General features: G+C 45.8%; 13 protein-coding genes. 11 read left to right on the top strand and 2 right to left on the bottom strand.

Annotated elements, in window-relative coordinates; translation table 11 throughout:
- Window positions 1-154 precede the first annotated feature (154 nt).
- Window positions 155-895: a type I methionyl aminopeptidase gene (map, locus tag ABXS70_RS11560; RefSeq protein ID WP_342556105.1), complete on the top strand. Its 741-nt coding sequence runs from the start codon at window positions 155-157 to the stop codon at window positions 893-895.
- 168 nt (window positions 896-1,063) lie between these two features.
- Here the strand turns inward: map and ABXS70_RS11555 are convergent, their stop codons facing one another.
- On the bottom strand, window positions 1,064-2,287 hold the full coding sequence (locus tag ABXS70_RS11555) for an FAD-dependent oxidoreductase (protein WP_366295926.1): 1,224 nt from the start codon (window positions 2,285-2,287) through the stop codon (window positions 1,064-1,066).
- A 184-nt stretch (window positions 2,288-2,471) separates the two neighbouring features.
- Here ABXS70_RS11555 and ABXS70_RS11550 point away from each other — a divergent pair, with 184 nt between their 5' ends.
- Together ABXS70_RS11550 and ABXS70_RS11545 are read left to right on the top strand one after the other, a co-directional pair.
- Complete coding sequence (locus ABXS70_RS11550; RefSeq protein WP_366295924.1) at window positions 2,472-3,899, top strand: MFS transporter; 1,428 nt, start codon at window positions 2,472-2,474, stop codon at window positions 3,897-3,899.
- A 63-nt stretch (window positions 3,900-3,962) separates the two neighbouring features.
- Entirely contained in the window at window positions 3,963-5,162 is a 1,200-nt protein-coding gene (locus ABXS70_RS11545; RefSeq protein WP_342556108.1) for a macrolide family glycosyltransferase, read from the top strand.
- A gap of 155 nt (window positions 5,163-5,317) precedes the next feature.
- Here the strand turns inward: ABXS70_RS11545 and ABXS70_RS11540 are convergent, their stop codons facing one another.
- On the bottom strand, window positions 5,318-6,688 hold the full coding sequence (locus ABXS70_RS11540; RefSeq protein ID WP_342556337.1) for an alkaline phosphatase: 1,371 nt from the start codon (window positions 6,686-6,688) through the stop codon (window positions 5,318-5,320).
- A 432-nt stretch (window positions 6,689-7,120) separates the two neighbouring features.
- Between ABXS70_RS11540 and ABXS70_RS11535 the strand changes: the two genes are divergently transcribed.
- The 8 genes from ABXS70_RS11535 (at window position 7,121) to ABXS70_RS11500 (ending at window position 18,790) form a co-directional block, all read left to right on the top strand.
- Complete coding sequence (locus ABXS70_RS11535) at window positions 7,121-8,419, top strand: NCS2 family permease (protein WP_342556109.1); 1,299 nt, start codon at window positions 7,121-7,123, stop codon at window positions 8,417-8,419.
- 367 nt (window positions 8,420-8,786) lie between these two features.
- A complete protein-coding gene (locus tag ABXS70_RS11530; RefSeq protein WP_366295921.1) occupies window positions 8,787-9,776 on the top strand; it encodes an alpha/beta hydrolase in 990 nt (329 codons plus the stop codon).
- 298 nt (window positions 9,777-10,074) lie between these two features.
- Window positions 10,075-12,453 (top strand): glycoside hydrolase family 95 protein, encoded by a 2,379-nt coding sequence (locus ABXS70_RS11525; RefSeq protein WP_366295919.1) that lies wholly within the window; start codon window positions 10,075-10,077, stop codon window positions 12,451-12,453.
- Between the two features lie 216 nt (window positions 12,454-12,669).
- Window positions 12,670-13,695, top strand: coding sequence for a LacI family DNA-binding transcriptional regulator (locus ABXS70_RS11520; RefSeq protein WP_342556112.1), 1,026 nt, complete (start codon window positions 12,670-12,672; stop codon window positions 13,693-13,695).
- 259 nt (window positions 13,696-13,954) lie between these two features.
- On the top strand, window positions 13,955-14,818 hold the full coding sequence (locus tag ABXS70_RS11515) for an ABC transporter permease subunit (protein ID WP_205127951.1): 864 nt from the start codon (window positions 13,955-13,957) through the stop codon (window positions 14,816-14,818).
- Window positions 14,819-14,832: 14 nt separating this feature from the next.
- Window positions 14,833-15,720 carry a carbohydrate ABC transporter permease gene (locus tag ABXS70_RS11510; RefSeq protein WP_308721788.1) on the top strand — a complete coding sequence of 296 codons (888 nt, stop codon included), beginning with the start codon at window positions 14,833-14,835 and terminating at the stop codon, window positions 15,718-15,720.
- Window positions 15,721-15,772: 52 nt separating this feature from the next.
- Entirely contained in the window at window positions 15,773-17,416 is a 1,644-nt protein-coding gene (locus ABXS70_RS11505; RefSeq protein ID WP_366295916.1) for a sugar ABC transporter substrate-binding protein, read from the top strand.
- 15 nt (window positions 17,417-17,431) lie between these two features.
- Window positions 17,432-18,790 (top strand): glycoside hydrolase family 30 beta sandwich domain-containing protein, encoded by a 1,359-nt coding sequence (locus ABXS70_RS11500; RefSeq protein WP_366295914.1) that lies wholly within the window; start codon window positions 17,432-17,434, stop codon window positions 18,788-18,790.
- Window positions 18,791-18,812 lie beyond the last annotated feature (22 nt).

Here is an 18,812-nt window from a genome sequence, read left to right as displayed (position 1 = left end):
GGGCCAGCACGTAATCAAAGACGTAGATGTCAAATAGTTGATTTTTTCCTTTGTGCGAGTACATCAAATCCTAAAAATGTTGCAAACAGCGGTGATTTATGATGCAATCAAAGTGAACCATGTTAATAATGATAAGAATAGTGAGGTACCGGTTATGATTGCAAAAACAGAAGAGGATTTTAATGGTTTAAAAGAAATTGGCAGGATTGTTGCTTCCATTAGAGATACGTTGGTTGAGCGGACCGTTCCGGGTGTAACGACAAAAGAACTCGATAATTTGGCTGGAGAACTTTTTGAGAAAGAAGGCGCCATTTCCGCTCCCAAAAGTGAATATGACTTTCCCGGTTATACATGCATTAGTGTCAATGAAGAAGTCGCACACGGGATTCCAGGTGATCGGGTCATCAAAGAAGGCGATATCGTCAACATTGATGTTTCCGGCTCCAAAAATGCATATTTCGCAGATACAGGCATTTCATTTGTTGTGGGTCAGGGAGAAGAAGTGTTAACGAAAATCTGTGAGGCAGCCAAGCAGGCTTTTGAAGCAGGATTGAAAAAAGCAAACCCCGGATCCAAAAAAAGTGGTCTTGGGAAAGCTGTTTTCCTGACAGCCCGCCAGCACGGATTTACGGTTATTCGTAATCTCACAGGGCATGGGGTTGGTCGTGCCATTCATGAAGCACCGGATCATATCTATAATTACAATGATACATCCGATGATGAGCTGCTAAAAGAAGGCATGGTAATTGCGTTTGAACCCTTTATCTCAACTTCCGAAGAAGAAGTGTATCAAAAAAACGACGGATGGACCTTTGCTACGAAGAACAGCCATGTAGCACAGATTGAACATACGATCATTCTTTCCAAAAAGGGACCGATCATTATCACGCTGTAAATATAGAGCGCATTGAATGTTTTAAAAAAGTTATGCTTAAAAGCCGATTCCAGTTGGGGAATCGGCTTTTGGCGTTAAGGGCAATGCATGATGAAGCAATGAGATAAAGCAGCTGATGGCATCTTCTGCATGATGAAAGTCACCGTGTTGGCGAAACGGATGATTGAGTTATTTTCTTTTCTCAACAAGCGGTCTATTCTGCAAATAAAGATCCATATCCGGGCTGGAGCCATGCAAAATCTGATCCGTGACGATCTTCGCAAGAACTCCGTTATACACGGTTCCGTTGTCACCGTATGCCATAATAACATAACAATGCGGATAGGAGTCATATTGACCAATCACCGGCAAACCGTCATGTGTCCCGCCGTAAAAGGCTCCCAAATAATACTCTGGTTCTACCTCAATATTCGGAAAAAGTTTGCCGAACTCAGTGATCAGTTTATCTCTGCTGGCCAGCATTTTGGAATCTCTCGTCTCGGCGTAGGCTGTATCTTTATCCATGCCGCCGATAATAATCCGATGATCCGGGGTTGTACGCATATAGACATATGGACGAGCGGTTTCCCAGATTAACGTGCGTTTGTACCAGTTTTCCAGATCAGCGACCGGCTTGGTAATGACGGCATAAGAGCTGGACAGCGTCGCATTTTTCTCCACTTTAAAATCCTTATCTTCATAACCCGCAGCGATAATGACATGTTTGGCACGAATTTCACGGCGATCTTTGGTATAAAAAACAGCAGCATCCTGTTCAAAACGTTTACCTGTAATTTCGGTTTCCTCGTAAATTCGCACGCCTTGTGACTTGGCCTTCTCCAGAAGGCCGTACACGAACTTTAACGGGTTCATCTCCGCATCATTATGATAATAAAGCGCAGCCGATTTACGGAAAGGGTATACACTCGCTATGCGCTGTTCATCCCAAAGATCAACGTGGAATCCGTGCTTCTGAAGAAGGGCGAATTCTTCCTTTAATGAAGCGATATCCTCTTGATAACTTGCGTAATACAAACTATCACGCCGGATAAAATCGGGATCGATTGGGAGTGTGCTGCTGATTCGCTCCATATGATTAATGGACTGTTCACATAATTTAAGGTGACGAGCAGCCGCTTCTTCACCGAAGGTATAACGGAGCGATACAAAGCTTTTCTCCCCGGCATATTGAATCAGCGCGGTATTGGTGCTTGTGCTGCCTTCACCAACCTTACGCTTGTCAACAACAACGACAGATAATCCTTGATCACATAGAAAATGAGCACTTTGTGCACCTGAACTGCCTGCACCGATAATGAGAACATCACAGCTGATGTCCTCGTCCAGCTTAGGATAGGCTGGCGGATTCGTAACCGTTGTTGGCCAATATAATTTGCCGCTCTGCAGATCCATGTGCAATCTCCCCTTATACATATTCGGTAGGTAGTATGAGCAATGTGCTGGTAATCAATGCAGCATGTTCTTTTGCTCAAGCTACTTATTAAACATTTTTATTTACAAAGTAGTTAGGTTGATCTATATTAAAGATACATCTGCAGGTGTAATTTACTAATATTACAATTTTGTGGAGGTGTGGATGAAAGCAAGCAGGCCGATCGGCATTTTTGACAGACAGTACAGGACCATGACCATTGGCATAATGTTGGTACTGACAACTTCAGCATTTGAAGGGCTGGCGATTACGACCATTGCCGCGAAAATAGCTCAAGAGATGCAGGGAATTCATTTATACGGCTGGATTTTCAGTGCATTTTTGTTATCTCAGCTTGTAGGGACACTGGTTATGGGCCAGCAAGTAGATCAGCGGGGCATATTCAACTCCATACTTGTATCGATTACGGTTTTTGTGCTCGGAACCGTCACTGCAGCAGCTTCCGTGAATATGTACATGCTCATTGGAGGAAGAGTCTTTCAAGGATTTGGTGCCGGAGCTTTAATTACATGTGTCTACACCTGTGTAACGTTATATTATCCCGACTCTCTGAGAACTCAGATTTTGGCCGCTTTCTCAATGGCTTTTGTGCTGCCTTCGTTAATCGGACCCTATGCTGCGGGACTCATTGCTTCTTACCAATCCTGGCGATTTGTTTTTTGGATGGTTATTCCTTTAATCGCACTGGCTCTGCTTCTTACATATCAATCGTTTCGTGATTTACAGCGAAATCAGCAGGTTACGGAGGGACGCCGAGCGGTTGATTCGAAAATAGGGAAAGCCATCCTGTTATCCATCGGAACCGGCATGCTGCTCACAGGTCTTGGCATGATGACGAAGTGGGAGGGCATAGCTCTTGCCATCGGTGGATTAGGGATCATGATTCCGTTAATGCAGCAGCTGCTGCCTCGAGGGACGTTCCAGGTCAAATCCGGTTTACCGGCAGCGCTTGTAACCAGAGGATTGTATGTTGCTTGTTATTTTGCTACAGAAAGCTTCGTTATTTTGGGCCTGACCGAGATTAAGGGCATGGCGGCAGCTATCGCCGGCTTACTGGTCGCAGCGGGTTCCTTAAGCTGGTCTGGCGCAGCATGGCTGCAGGCCAGATTGGATGCAAAAGACAGGGGAACAGGGCGTAAGCAGCGAGTGATGCTGGGCATTGGGATCATGATCGGTGGAGTCATATTGGTCATGCTCGCTTTATTTTTACCGGGCACCGGCATCACGCTTATTCTAATCTCCCAGATCATTATTGGATTTGGTGTCGGTCTGGCGAACCCGACTACAGCTGTCATTGCGCTGCAGTATGCCGAATCCGGACATGAAGGCAAGATGTCTGCTAATCTACAGTTTGTCGATTCCTTCTATGTGGCTTTGAGTATTGGGGTAAGCGGCGCCTTGGTTGCATTAGCCGAGACGATGGGGTGGGGGATATCGACAGGAATTTTAATGGTGCTGACACTTCAGCTCCTGTTGGTTGTATTCAGCTTCTTGTCCTCGTTACGGATCTCTGTCCTTATTCGTGAGGAATATCAGGCTGCTGGTCAGCAAATAGATACACTTCCGATGTAACCATCGCAACCGGTCAGACAACAAGCAGATCGGAGGGGAATTTACATTCAGGAGGTGCGCAGTATGGCGCGTGTATTGGCTGTTATTACACCGGCTGAAGGTCATGTGAATCCATCCCTTGGATTAATCACGGAGCTGGTGAAGCTTGGAGAGGAAGTTGTGTATGTATGTGTAGAGGAGTACCGCTCACGAGTGGAGCAGACAGGGGCTAAGGTATTGACGTACCCCTTCTTGCAGGATGCCTTTTCGCATGATCCAATCTTAAAGCCGTTCGAATATCGCCATCCATATGAGTTTATACACATGATCGTATGCGGTATGATTCCGCGAATGATTCCCGAAATACTTCGTGTGATAGAAGGTCAGACATTTGACTATTTGATCTATGACTCCCTGATGGGCTGGGGAGGGAGCATACTAGCTGAGAAGTTAGGCATCCCGGCGGTATGTACTACGGCTTCCTTTGCTTCAGTTGAGCCTTTGAACAGCAGTGAAGATGATGTAGATACACAGGAAATGTATGAAGCCATAATGAACACCGCCCGTGAGATCGCAGCCGAGCATCAAGTCAGTCTGCCTGCTGTGGAAGACATGGTGGCACATATAGGGCAATTAAAGATCGTATACACCAGCCGTTATTTTCAGCCGCGTGCCGATGAACTGCATGACGATTATCTGTTCACAGGACCTTCCATAATTTCACGCCAGGATGCTCCGGAATTTCCGTTTGATATACTTCGCGAACGTCATAGCCAAACCGTGTACATCTCCATGGGAACGATATTGAATAAAAACCTGGAATTTTACAAGCTGTGCTTTGATGCATTTAAAGAACTTCCCATCAACGTTGTGTTATCTTCTGGCAAATACACAGACATGGAATCTCTACTAGACCTGATCCCGGATAACTTCATTGTGAAACCTTACGTTGCACAGATTGAACTGCTGCAGCATACCGACGTTTTTGTGACCCATGCAGGTATGAACAGCGTAAGTGAGGCTTTATACTTCGATGTTCCGCTTGTCATGATTCCTATGACTTCCGATCAGCCATTCGTTGCAGGTCGTGTAAAAGAACTGGGAGCAGGACTCGTGCTGAATCACCACACCTTGAACGCATCCCGTTTACGTGAGGCAGTCAAGGAGGTGCTGCACAATCCTGTTTACCAAGAGAAAGCGCATCTGATCGGTGAATCGCTGAGACAAGCTGGTGGTTATCAGCGTGCTGCGGCAGCCATCATGCAGCAGTTCGCCAAGGTATAAACCAGGGCATCGTTCAACCTTATAGGATAGTTAATAACAATTAACATCTATGCAAAAACCCTTCTCCTTTCAGTCGAAAGTAGAGAAGGGTTTTACGTTATAGCTTGTATTTAGATAAGGATGAGTAGAGATTAGCAGGCACAAGTCGATACTAGTTATTTGCTTTTTTTCAAAATATCAAATATCACTTTTGCATTATCCGTATTATCAATTAAACCGGAGAAGCGCTGACTTCCCGGGCCATATGCGTAAACGGGTACATCTTCACCTGTGTGTCCGCCCGTTGTCCAGCCTGTAAACGAACGGTTATCAATAATCGCTTCAATCGCATTATCGATCTTTGTGACATCGGTATCGGCAGCTGCAGCTGCTTCTTTTACGGATTGAAGTTCTTCCGTTGTAAGCTCAAGTTTGAGATATTGTTTCAGCGTGTCTTCAACCGAAGCCCCTTTGGCAATTTGAGCAGCCATGAAGTCAGGCGTGCGCACCGCAGCTTTGATCGGATCTACGAAGAAATTGTATTCTCCATCTTTGCCGAGCGTGAGACCGCCTGTAGAGTGGTCAGCTGTAGCAACGACGAGCGTTTGACCATCTTTTTTGGCAAAATCAACAGCTGCCTTGAAGGCTTTGGCGAAATCCTCCATTTCACTCATGGCACCTACAATATCATTGTCATGTCCAGCCCAGTCAATCTGACTTCCTTCGACCATGAGGAAAAATCCCTTTTTGTTCGTTTTCAAACGATCAATCGCTGCGTTTGTCATCTCGGCAAGAGAGGGCGTCGCATTGGTCCGGTCAATGTATTTATCCAGTCCGCCATCTGCAAACAATCCCAGAACTTGTTTGTTTTTATTTGCAAGAAGCGATGCGCGATCAGTTACATAACTATACCCTGCTTTTTGGAACTCTTTGGTGAGATCACGGTCTTTACGGACAAAATTGCTTTTGCCACCGCCCAGCAGTACATCCACTTTGTGTTTGCCATTAATCAGCTCATCATAATAGTCGTTCGCAATGGCATCCATGTTTTTGCGACTGATGTCATGAGCACCAAAGGCAGCAGGGGTTGCATGCGTAATCTCCGAGGTCGCCACCAGACCTGTAGATTTGCCGATTTGTTTGGCCTGCTCCAGTACGGTTTTGACAGACTTTTTATTCGTATCTACCGCGATTGCTGCATTATACGTTTTTACACCGGAAGACATGGCCGTTGCTGCAGAAGCGGAGTCTGTTACATTTTGCTTGTCATCGTCAGGATAGGTCATCTGCGCTCCGACCAGATAGGGATCAAAAACGGTTTTCTCCATCACCTTGGTGGAAGGATCATCCTTCATGTAACGATAAGCAGACGTATACGAGGTTCCCATGCCATCCCCGATGAGAAAAATGATGTTTTTAATCTGTTTTTTCTCTGCGCCTGCGGCTTGAGCGGTACCTGCTTGTCCGACAGGCCATAGTGTCGATGCCGATACAGCGAGCGTAAGTGCTAATGCGGGTAATGCTTTTTTGGAAAACTTCAAAAAAATTCCTCCTCGTGATCTCTTTAATATGAATGCATGAAGTCTTGTTCATTTGTTCATCCTTATGAAGATTAGCATTCATTTGTTAATAAAAACCATCACAATTGTATGAGGAGTGTAAAATAAGTATGTATCTGAAACGAGCGTAAACTCACTAAATAGACGAATGAAAACTTCTATTTTATACGAATAGTTCGTAATTAATGTGAACAAATGGCTTATTTCATTGACATCCGGCGTTATATTTAATAAAATTCGAAAGGGACATCAGGTTAAACAGAAACTATGTTTCCTTATATTCAATAATTCGGAGCTGTTCGGACCCTAATGACGAATATAGGAGCTTTAGAATTCTAATCCTATAGGTCATTAGGATTTTTTGTTTTTAGCTGCGTTGTCTCATGAAGAACAATATGAAAGTTGGAGGCTGGCTTTACGATGGACAACTGGTTCAAGCTCAAAGAGAGAGGCACTACGATTTCAACTGAAATCATTGCAGGTATTACAACATTTTTCACGATGGTATACATAGTGATTGTGAACCCCGGAATTCTCAGCGGAACGGGAATGAGCTTTAACGGTGTATTTATTGCTACGATTCTGGCGAGTATTGTGGCAACGCTGATTATGGGACTCTGGTCTAATTATCCGATCGTTATTGCACCAGGTATGGGATTAAATGCGTTTTTCGCTTTTAGTGTGGTACAAGGCTATGGTGTAACCTGGCAGACAGCACTCGGCGCTGTGTTCATTGCGGGTATTTTGTTTATTATTCTATCGCTTACTTCATTCCGATATATGCTGCTGGATGCCATTCCGGCAAGTCTCAAACATGCCATCACGGCAGGAATTGGATTATTCATCACGACTGTAGGGCTGCAGAATGCAGGAATTATTGCCAATTCCGAATCTAATCTGATTACACTCGGAAATCTGGCACAGCCTATGACGTATCTGACGATTATCGGGCTGATCATTACGGTTACGTTGATGGCTTACAATGTAAAAGGGTATTTGTTCATCGGAATGGTCATTACAGCCATTATCGCCTGGTTCATGGGACTGTTTCAGATGCCTGCATCAATTGTGGCGATGCCGTCAGGACTTGGCGAAACCGCATTCCAGATGGACTTGGCAGGAGTCTTCTCCAACGGATTGTATACGATTATTTTCACATTTTTGCTCATCACCTTGTTTGATACGACAGGTACGATGCTCGGTGTAGCAGAACAAGCCGGATTGCTGAAAGACGGCAAGTTCCCGCGTTCCCGCGGCGCGCTGCTGGCAGATGCTGTGGGTACTACAGCTGGGGCAGTGCTTGGAACAAGCCCGACATCAGCTTACATTGAGTCCAGCACAGGTGTAGCTGCAGGGGGAAGAACAGGGCTAACCGCCGTAACGGTAAGTGCGCTGCTCGCTTTAACTTTATTCTTCAGCCCTATCGTTAGTGTCATTTCCAGCATCCCGGCCATTACATCTCCGGCACTGATTATTGTAGGTTTCTTTATGATTAGTGTGATCGGAAAAATGAACTGGAGCGATCTGGAAGAGGCATTCCCGGCATTCCTTATTATTATTCTGATGCCGCTGACGCACAGTATTGCAACAGGAATCGGGATCGGTTTTATTTTCTATCCGGTGCTCAAGCTGCTTCGCGGCAAAGGCAGAGATGTTCATCCCATATTTTATATTTTCGCGATCCTGTTCTTCATTCAACTTGTATTTCTCGACCATTAAGAATAGTCTTTCATATGACAAAGAGAGCTGCTTTTATATAAGCAGTTCTCTTTTTTATATACTTGAATTGGTTTACACAAGCACTTCGATGACAGAATAACCTTCCAATCGCTGTTATCCCCAGATTTTCTTGATTCCCTTTTCGAAAGGGAAAAATCCGGTGATAAAGGCGAGCGCTCCGCTTTTCCAGGTTTTTTCTGTCCTCTCCGTTTCTGTGTAAATAATCATTCATTTTATATCGTTTTATTAGTAACTTATATATGCCAGTTCATGTTCCGTTCATATTGGCGTCATGATGGCGACATCTTGTCTGATTATACTGTAGATAAGTCACCAAGACAGTTACACAGACTCAAGACAGGAGAAGATGAGAGTGAAAGAAAACGTAGAGATCAAACAAACGGAGAAGAAACGCGGCAAGAAGCGCAGCTTAATCTTAAAAATATTCGGAGGTATCATCGCAGCACTCGTGTTATTCTTGGGCATCGTATTTGTGGTGCATGTGATCAGCAAGGGGCTGGAGAAAGATAAGATTGAAGCTTATGGACAGTATGTACAGGTGGACGGTAAAAAAATGAATGTGTCCATTCAGGGCAGCGGAGAACAGACCATCGTGCTGCTGCCGGGTCAGGGAACAGCATCACCTGTGTTAGATTTTAAACTGCTGATCGATCAGCTGACCCCGGATTATAAAGTCGTCACGATCGAGCCATTCGGCTATGGATTAAGTGATCAAACGGATCAGGAACGCACCACCGAGAATATTGTCCGTGAAATTCATGAAGCCGCAGAACAGCTTGGTCTTAATCGTTATATACTTATGGGACACTCCATTGCAGGACTGTACAGCGTGTCTTATGTAGATCGTTATCCAGACGAAGTTATCGCCTTTGTCGGTATTGACAGCAGTGTTCCTAACCAGCCCGGCATGGACGTTAAATTACCTCTAAAATCACTTCAGTTTCTTCAATCATCAGGGCTGATGCGATTGGCTAAAAAGTTGAGCGCTGATCCTTATGCTTCCATGGCTTACGATGAGCACACCAAAGAGCAAATGAACCTGATTTCGAACCGGGTCTCGAGTAACTCGACAATGACGAACGAACTGAAACATCTGGGTTCCAACTTTAAAAATGCAGAGAACATGACCTATCCTCGTGAGTTACCTGTTTTGCTCTTCGTGCAGTCTAATAATGAGCACAACCCGCAGTGGCTGCCGCTGCATGAGCAGCAAGCCGCAAAATCTGCTCAGGGAAAAATGATTCCAATGGAAGGCTCGCATTATCTGCATCATACGAAGTTTAAGGAAATTGCTGAACAATTTAAAGCCTTCATGAAAGATCTCCAATTACAATAGCAAGGGAAGGAATTACACACTCAACACTTTATTAAAAAGCGGTGCCAAATCTGGTGCCGCTTTTGGGTTATCCTGCCTCAAATATCTCAGCTCACCGAACGGGGAAGAGAGGGGATTCAACGGGAGATTAATTCATCCAATTGGTATATTAAGGGTTATTTGTCATTGGTTTAAGCTTTTCTGGACCATTTTCATCAAATTATATATCTTCCCTGTGCATTGAAAGATATAATGATTGCTGAACAAGTAAAATCAGAATATATCCAAAAAAAGAGTGCATTCGGAGGTAACGATCAGCATGAATATTCAATTTAATTCTCCAGCCGCCTATTGGGTTGAAGCGCTGCCTATCGGTAACGGCAAATTGGGTGGAATGGTCTTTGGTGGTATCGAAAAAGAACGCATTGCATTGAACGAGGATACGTTATGGTCGGGCTATGCCCAGGATTGGAACAACCCGGAGGCACGAGAGGTACTGCCTCGGATCAGAGAATTGATTGCTCGTAAACAGTACGTAGAGGCTGATCTGCTTAGTAAAAAAATGATGGGGCCTTTTACGCAATCCTATCTGCCATTTGGTGATTTGGAGCTTGTGATGGAACATGGGCAGTTATGTGAACGGAAAACTTATCAGCGTAAGCTTGATTTGTCAACAGGTGTTGTAAGCGTTTCCTATGAAATCGGCGGTGTACGCTATGATCGTGAGGTGTTTGCTTCCCATCCGGATCAGGGTATCGTCATTCGTTTGACGTCAAGCAAGGAAGGTCGATTAAACTTCCGAACCAGACTGAGCAGCCCGCTAAGGCACCAGACATCTGTTGTGAATGCTCAATATGAACTATCCGGAACGGCTCCAGAGTATGTGTCGCCGAACTATCACGATGTTGAAGTACCTGTACGTTATGGAGATGCCGGAACGACACGTGCAATGTCTTTCCACGGCCGACTTGCTGTATCTCATACCGGAGGTACGCTGCATTCAACTGGAAGTGAGCTGCAGATTGTTGATGCCACAGAAGCAGTGATCTATTTTGCAGGAGCTACAAGCTACTCGGCCGCAGATCAACCCCAGGAGACTTTGATCTCTCCAGCAGCCAAGACCGCAGATGTTATTGGGCAGATTATGGCACGCAATTACAATGATTTGCTACAGCGTCATGTGCAGGATCATCAGGGTTTATTCAATCGTGTGCAGCTGCATCTCGGTGACAGCACTGCGCCTGCGGACATGCCTACCGATGAACGGATCGAGAAATATGGAAGCAGTGACCCGGGTCTGGTAGAGCTTTTGTTCAATTATGGCCGATATTTAATGATCGCCAGCTCCAGACCGGGAACGCTGCCAGCCAATCTGCAGGGGATCTGGAATCAGGACACACGTGCGCCATGGAGCAGCAATTATACACTTAATATTAATGCGGAGATGAATTATTGGCCTGCAGAGACATGCAACATGGCTGAACTGCATGAACCGCTGCTTGATTTCATTGGCAAACTTGCGGTGAATGGGCGTAAGACGGCTGAGATTAACTATGGCGCTCAAGGCTGGGTAGCGCATCACAATGCGGACATCTGGGGGCAGACTGCTCCGGTTGGCGATTACGGTGCCGGTGATCCCGTATGGGCGCTGTGGATGATGGGCGGCGTATGGCTGACGCAGCATCTATGGGAGCATTACGCTTTCTCAGAGAATAAAGAGTTTCTGCAGGAAACAGGTTACCCGCTTATGAAGGATGCGGCTCTGTTCTGTCTGGACTGGCTCATTGAGAATAAAGAAGGACAACTGATCACCTCACCTTCAACGTCACCAGAGATGAAATTTGTTGTGAACGGAGAGCATGCAGCTGTAAGTGAAGCGACTACAATGGATATTTCACTGATTGCTGAACTGTTCGATAACTGTATTCAAGCAGCTGAAGTGCTGCAGACAGACTACGAATTCGCGGATCTTCTGCGAGCGAAGAAAGCACAGCTTCTGCCTCTGCAGATCGATGCACAGGGACGTCTTCAGGAGTGGAGCGAGGATTTCACGGAAGAAGACCCGCAGCACCGTCATGTATCCCATTTGGTTGGAGTATTCCCAGGACGTCTGATCACACAGAAAAAATCTCCTGATCTCATGAAAGCTGCCCGCACTTCACTGGAAATTCGCGGCGATGGCGGCACAGGCTGGAGTCTGGGATGGAAAATCGGTCTGTGGGCCCGTTTTGGAGAGGGCAATCGTGCTGAACAGCTCATTTCCAATCTGTTAACGCTGGTTAAAGCTTATGAACCCAGCAAACATGAGCAGGGCGGAGTATACGCCAATTTGTTTGATGCCCATCCGCCGTTCCAGATTGACGGTAATTTTGCGGCAACTGCCGGTATTGCCGAGATGCTGCTGCAGTCTCATCAGGGTTATCTGGAATTCCTGCCAGCATTGCCTGAGCGCTGGTCTACAGGTTCTGTTCAAGGTTTAAGAGCAAGAGGCGGGTTTGAGGTTAGCCTAAGTTGGGAGAACGGTAAGCTGGTTGAAGCAGAAATCCTCTCACATACGGGCAATACATGTTATTTGCAGGTTGAGCCTGGCTTGAAAGTATATCAAGGGGATACGGTTGTACAAACCGTTCAGGAGAAAGACGATCAAGTTAGTCTGCCAACGCAAAAAGGACAAACATATACCATTTCATTTGAATAAAATGAACTTGAATCTTAGTGCTGTTCGAGTGAATAACTTATATTCAATAAATCAATTCACCTTCGGAGCAGCATAAGCTTAAGAGATGAAGCCGCTGATCAATGTTGATCAGCGGTTTTCTTTTATAACATTTGAAAAGTTAAGTGTTGTATTGAAAACGGTTTTATGCTATTTTGAATGTATAAAAACGTTTTAATAGCAAAGGAACCTGAATGTATGGGAAAAATCACAATTAAAGATGTTGCAAGGGAAGCCGGTGTGTCGATCTCTACCGTTTCGAATGCCTTAAATGGTGTGGATGTACTGAATCCGGAAACGAAGTCACATGTGCTCAAAGTGGCAGAACGTTTAAACTACATCCCTAATCTCAATGGCAAACTGTTGAAATCAGGTCAGACCAAAATGCTTGGTTTTTTCACAACAAGTGTGTCCGGTCCGTATTTTTACAAGTTAGTCGAGGCCATGTCGCGTGAATGTGACCGTCTCGGTTACGGACTCAATGTGTTTGTAACCAAAGATAAACATGTGATTATGAGCAATATTCTCGGCAGGCGGGTAGATGGTGTAATCATCTATGAAGAGCTTCGAATTGATGAGCAGGATATTTTGTCGATGGAAAAAGACAAGATTAAAGCGGTTTTCCTGGATCGTGTGTACGAGAGCGAACGAATGGGAAGTGTCATCTTTGACTCTTACGTAGCCAGCTATGAAGCAACCCAATATTTGATCGGGCTCGGTCATCAGAAAATCGCTTATATCTCCGGCGTAGATGAGATGTTTGACAGTGTACAGCGTCGGGAGGGATATCTGGCGGCCCTTCGAGAATACGAACTCCCCATCGATGCGGACTACATCATTCAGGGGTATTTTGAAGAAGAGGCCACTTACAATGCCATCAAATCCTTCATTCATAAGCATCCAGGCAAGTTACCAGATGCCTTTCTCGCCGGTAATGACCTGAGTGCGATCGGGTGCATCCAGGCATTGAAATCTCATGGTTATGAGGTTCCGAGTGATATCAGTGTGGTCGGATTCGATGATATCGATATCGCTCCGTATTATTCTCCACCGTTAACGACCGTTCGGAATCAAATTGCAAGACAAGGTATTCTAGCTGTCACGCAATTGGTCAATATGATCAAGGGACAGGAACAAGGGATAGCGCAAAAGTTATCTGGAGAACTTATTGTACGCGGTTCAAGTCATGTGAAAATGAACAATCGGAAAGATGGCCGTAAATAACGTGTGAGAGGCTCGTCGGGTCCATTTTTCATTTTATATTACAAGGAAGGGAGTTTTTTGGAACGAAATAAAAACGTTTTTATAAAACGGAATAAATGCATCTATCGACACATACAGAGGGGAGCAACAAAGGATGAGTCACTTGACGACTACAGCAGACAGACAGCCGCAGCCTCTTAAACCCGGTGGAAAAAAACATTTCAAGCAGCGGTTCAACACATTCTGGGTCGATTTCGCCAGACAATGGGAGATCCAGTCCATGGTTCTACCCGGCATTCTGTTCATGATTGTCTTCTGTTACATACCGATCTACGGATTAACGATTGCGTTCAAAAATTACACCGTCATTGATACACTGTCCAGTGCCCCATGGGTGGGGCTGGATAACTTCAGAATTATTATGTCAGACAAATACTTCTGGGATGCCGTTGTGAATACGCTGGGCATCAGCTTTTTGAAGCTGGGGATCGGGTTTGTCATTCCGATTATTCTGGCCATTATGATCTACGAGCTGAACAGCGGACGATTCAAGAAATTCGTGCAAACGGTTTCATATCTACCTCATTTTCTCTCATGGATCGTGCTGGGCGGTATGCTCATCACCTGGTTCTCCACAACCGGCTTGTTCAATGAACTCCTGCTCGGTCTTGGCATCATATCACAGCCGCAAAACATATTGCTGGACGCAGGCAAGTACTGGTGGATCGCTACGTTATCGGATATTTGGAAGGAAGCTGGCTGGGGCACCATTTTGTATCTAGCCATCATGTCTAAGATCGATCCTACCTATTACGAGGCCGCCAAAATCGATGGAGCCAGCCGGATGCGTCAGATCTGGAATATCACCCTGCCTAATATGAAGTCCATTATCAGTCTGAATCTGATCCTGACGGTCAGCGGACTACTCGGTTCGAATCTCGATCAAACGCTGGTGCTCATGAACTCACAGAACCGCGAAAAGGCCGAAGTTATTAATTCCTATGTCTATCGTATGGGGATGTCGCAAGGTGACTTCTCGTATGCTACCGCAGTAGGTTTGGGTGTTTCCATCATTTCTGTAATTCTGCTCGTCACGGCAAACAAAATAACTAGCAAGCTAAATGACAACCAGTCTGTGCTGTAGAAGGAGGTTCCCTCATGAACGGAAAAGCGGCCAAAGAAGATCTGGACAGCCGGATTTTTGATACGCTCAATATTATTTTTTTAATGATCTGTACCATTGTCATTATCGTTCCGCTCTGGAATGTCATCATCTCGTCCTTTAGTTCAGGCAAAGCACTCGCGGAAGGTGGATTCATCTTCTGGTCACCCGAGTTCTCGCTGGAAAACTACCGAGCGGTGTTTAATGATTCAAACATCTGGCAGGCGTTCTTCATCTCTGTGTCCAAAACCATGATTGGTGTCGTGACACATGTATTCTTTTGTGCCATGGTCGGATACGGATTAAGCAAGAAATACCTGAGAGGTCGCAAATTGTATGTAGCTATGGGTGTAATTACAATGTTTTTCTCCGGCGGCATGATTCCAACCTTTTTGCTCATTAAGGCACTGGGTCTCCTGAACAGCTTCTGGGTGTATATTATTCCGGCTTTGTTCAGTTTCTTCGATGTCGTCATCCTGATGAATTTTTTCCGTAATGTACCGGATTCACTGGAAGAATCGGCGAAGATGGATGGAGCTGGAGACTGGCATATCTTTCTCAAAATCTTTATCCCGCTGTCTATGCCAGCAATGGCGACCATCGCTTTATTTAATGGGGTAGGGCAGTGGAACGACTTTATGACGACCAAATTGTATATCACAGACCAATCACTGTACCCGCTGCAGATGATGTTATATGAAATTATTGTGCAATCCCAGACACAGTCCATGCAGAACGTGGGCGGGTCTGTCGTGATCGAAACAACAACCAAAGGCGTGCAGCTTGCCACCATCGTTATTACGACATTGCCAATTGTGCTGATCTATCCTTTGTTACAGCGATATTTCATTTCAGGCATGATGCTTGGAGCTGTTAAGGAATAAAACGATAGATTTACATCAATGATTTTATATTCGACTACGAGGGGGAAAACACATGTTTAATATTCACCGGGTACTGGGCCAAAGAGGGGTTAAAGGTTGTGCAGCATTACTGACAGCTGTGTTGATGGTTACGGGATGCAGCGGAGGTTCCGGCGGATCGAGTGAAGCAAACTGGGTATCCATTGAGGATCGCTACACGGTTGATCCGGAGAAGCCAGCATGGCAGCTCGATAAAAAGGAAGAAGTGACCGATCTGACCTGGTACGTCAATGCCGACTGGTGGAATACCGATTTTGGCAAAGATATCGTCACCAAAAAGATCAAGGAAGACTTGAACATTAACATCAAATTCATTACAGGCGATGATACCAAATTAAATACCTTTTTTGCTGGTGGAGATATGCCTGACCTGCTGACGGTGTTTGATTCCAATTCGCAAGTCGTGAGCAAAGCATCAACCTGGGCCATACCTCTAAATGATTTGGCTGAGAAATATGATCCGTATTTCAACAAGGTCGCAGCTGCGGACACGCTGAAGTGGTTCCAGCAAGCGGATGGTAAGACCTACGGTTATCCGAATTATTCCAATACGCAAGCGGATTATGATAGCGGTAACATTCCAGCCAAGACCGCCTTTATCATCCGCAAGGATGTATATGAAGCGTTAGGCAGTCCAGTCATGGGAACACCGGAGCAATTCCAGAGTGTGATGAAACAGATCAAAGAAAAGTTCCCATCGCTCATTCCGTTTGGCTTCAACGCCATCGGTGGAGGTACCGGTTCGCTTGGCGATGCGTTACAGGATTTTATCGGCGTACCCCTGGAGACGGAAAACGGAGAGTTCTATGACCGCAATCTGGACGAAGATTATCTGACTTGGCTGAAAACATTAAACGCCGTGTATAGAGACGGCAATATTAGTGATGACAGTTTTGCGGATGACGGTACAGCCTTTGAAGAAAAAGTGAAATCCGGCAAATATGCGGCGATGCTGCTCGACGGTACACCGCAGCAGGGCGGAAATCTTCAGATCTACATGAGTGATAACGAAGGCAAGGAGTACATTGCCATTGATGGGCCGCAGAGCACCAAGGGCCATGCACCAACACTGAATCAATCCGGTATTACAGGCTGGATGATCAATTTCATCTCCAAAGATGCCAAAGACCCGGCCAAAGCGATGCAGATTTTCACGCATTTGCTGAGCGAAGAAGGCCAGATTCTGATGAACTATGGCATTGAAGGCGAGACGTTTAAGAAAAAGGCAGATGGAACAGTGGAATTGCTTCCGGCGGTGAAGGACATGCAGTTGCATAATGCGGATCAATTCAAAAAGGATTATCGTCTTGGTGAGTTTATGTTCTTCGGTCATGACCGCCATAAAGCGCTGAGCGCCGATGCCTTCCCCGAAGCGATCAAACAGATGCAGGCCTGGGGCAAAGGTAAACTGACACCTCATTTTATTCTGGAAAATATTAATCCGAACCTGGGAACAGCTGAAGCCCGTGCCTTATCCGCTATTAACACCAAATGGAACTCCACGCTGGTAAGCATGCTGCGTTCGAAGGATGATGCCTCGTTTGACAATGCGCTCGCGGCATATCAATCGTTCCTGGAAGAAAACCGCTGGGCTGACATTGTAAAGATCCGCAGCGAGAAGATGAAGCAGAACAAAGAGAAATTAGGCATGCAATAATGAGGAGGCTTCGCGATGACAGCATTTAAAATATTCAAAACTACGGGAGAGAATGACCTGTTTCGACCCGTCAGCCCCGAGGAATACGATCCGTTCGAAGCTGCAGACGATGATTCTTCAACCGCAACCGTTCAGTTGGATGATCGCCAGACACGGCAGGAGATGGACGGCTTTGGAGCTTCGTTTACGGATGCTGCAGCCTATCTGATGAATCAAAAATTAACAGAAGAACAGCTTGAGGAAGTGATGACGCGGCTGTTCCATCCTGTAAAAGGCATCGGCTTGTCGGTACTTCGTAATCCGATGGGCGCTTCTGATTATGCCCGTACGGTATACAGTTATAACGACCTGCCTGACCAGCATACAGACCCGGAATTAAGCGGATTCAGCATTGCACACGATGAGCAGGATATCATCCCCTTAACCCGGAAGGCTCTAGCGCTGAACCCCGAGTTGAAGCTGTTCGCCTCCCCTTGGAGTGCCCCCGGGTGGATGAAAACTAGCGGCTCCATGATCACAGGTCAGCTAAAGCCGGAATGGTACCCGGCATATGCGGAGTATTTCGTAAAATACATTCAGTCTTATGCTGCACATGGCCTGCAGATCTATGCGATCACCCCGCAGAATGAAGCCTTATATGAGCCAGGACATTATCCAGGTATGCTCATGCCAGCCGAGGCACAAGCTGATTTTATTCAAAATCATCTGAAACCTGCTTTCGTGCGCAGCAGCCTCCATACTAAAATCCTTTGTTATGACCATAACTGGGATCGACCCGATTATCCGCTGACTGTGCTTGAACAGGCAGGAGAAGCGGTTGACGGGGTTGCCTGGCACTGGTATGGCGGCAGTGCGGAAGCTCAGTCCACGGTATACGAAGCTTTTGCGGGAAAAGAAGTGCATTTTACCGAAGGTTCCGGGGGAGAATGGATTCCGCCCTTTGAGCAGGCATTCTCCAATGTGATGCGAACCGGGATTCAGATTCTGCGAAATTACAGCAAGTCGCTTGTTCTATGGAATATGGCACTGGATGAGCAGAACGGTCCGACTGTACCTGGATTTGGTGAGAGCACCTGCCGGGGAATCGTACAGATCAACCAGCAAACGGGAGAACTTGCCTACACGCTCGATTATTACGCGCTGGCTCACTTCAGTACGGTTATCCGTCCCAAAGCGGTATATATCGACTCCATCTCCAGTGACACTTCACTGTTATCAGCAGCCTTTCGCAATACAGACGGGTCTACGGGATTAGTGCTTTTCAATGATACGCAGGAATCCAGGGATGTGAAGATTAAATTGCGGGATCAGGAGATGCTGTCCCTGCATATGGAGCCTAAATGCGCAATGTCCATCTTAATGAAACCCGAATAATACAGCACAGGCGCATGAACCT

This window comes from Paenibacillus sp. AN1007 (assembly GCF_040702995.1).
In the GTDB taxonomy this organism is placed as follows: Bacteria; Bacillota; Bacilli; order Paenibacillales; family Paenibacillaceae; genus Paenibacillus.
The sequence above is the reverse complement of the archived record's forward strand: the minus strand, read 5'-3'. Positions and strand labels throughout refer to the sequence as shown.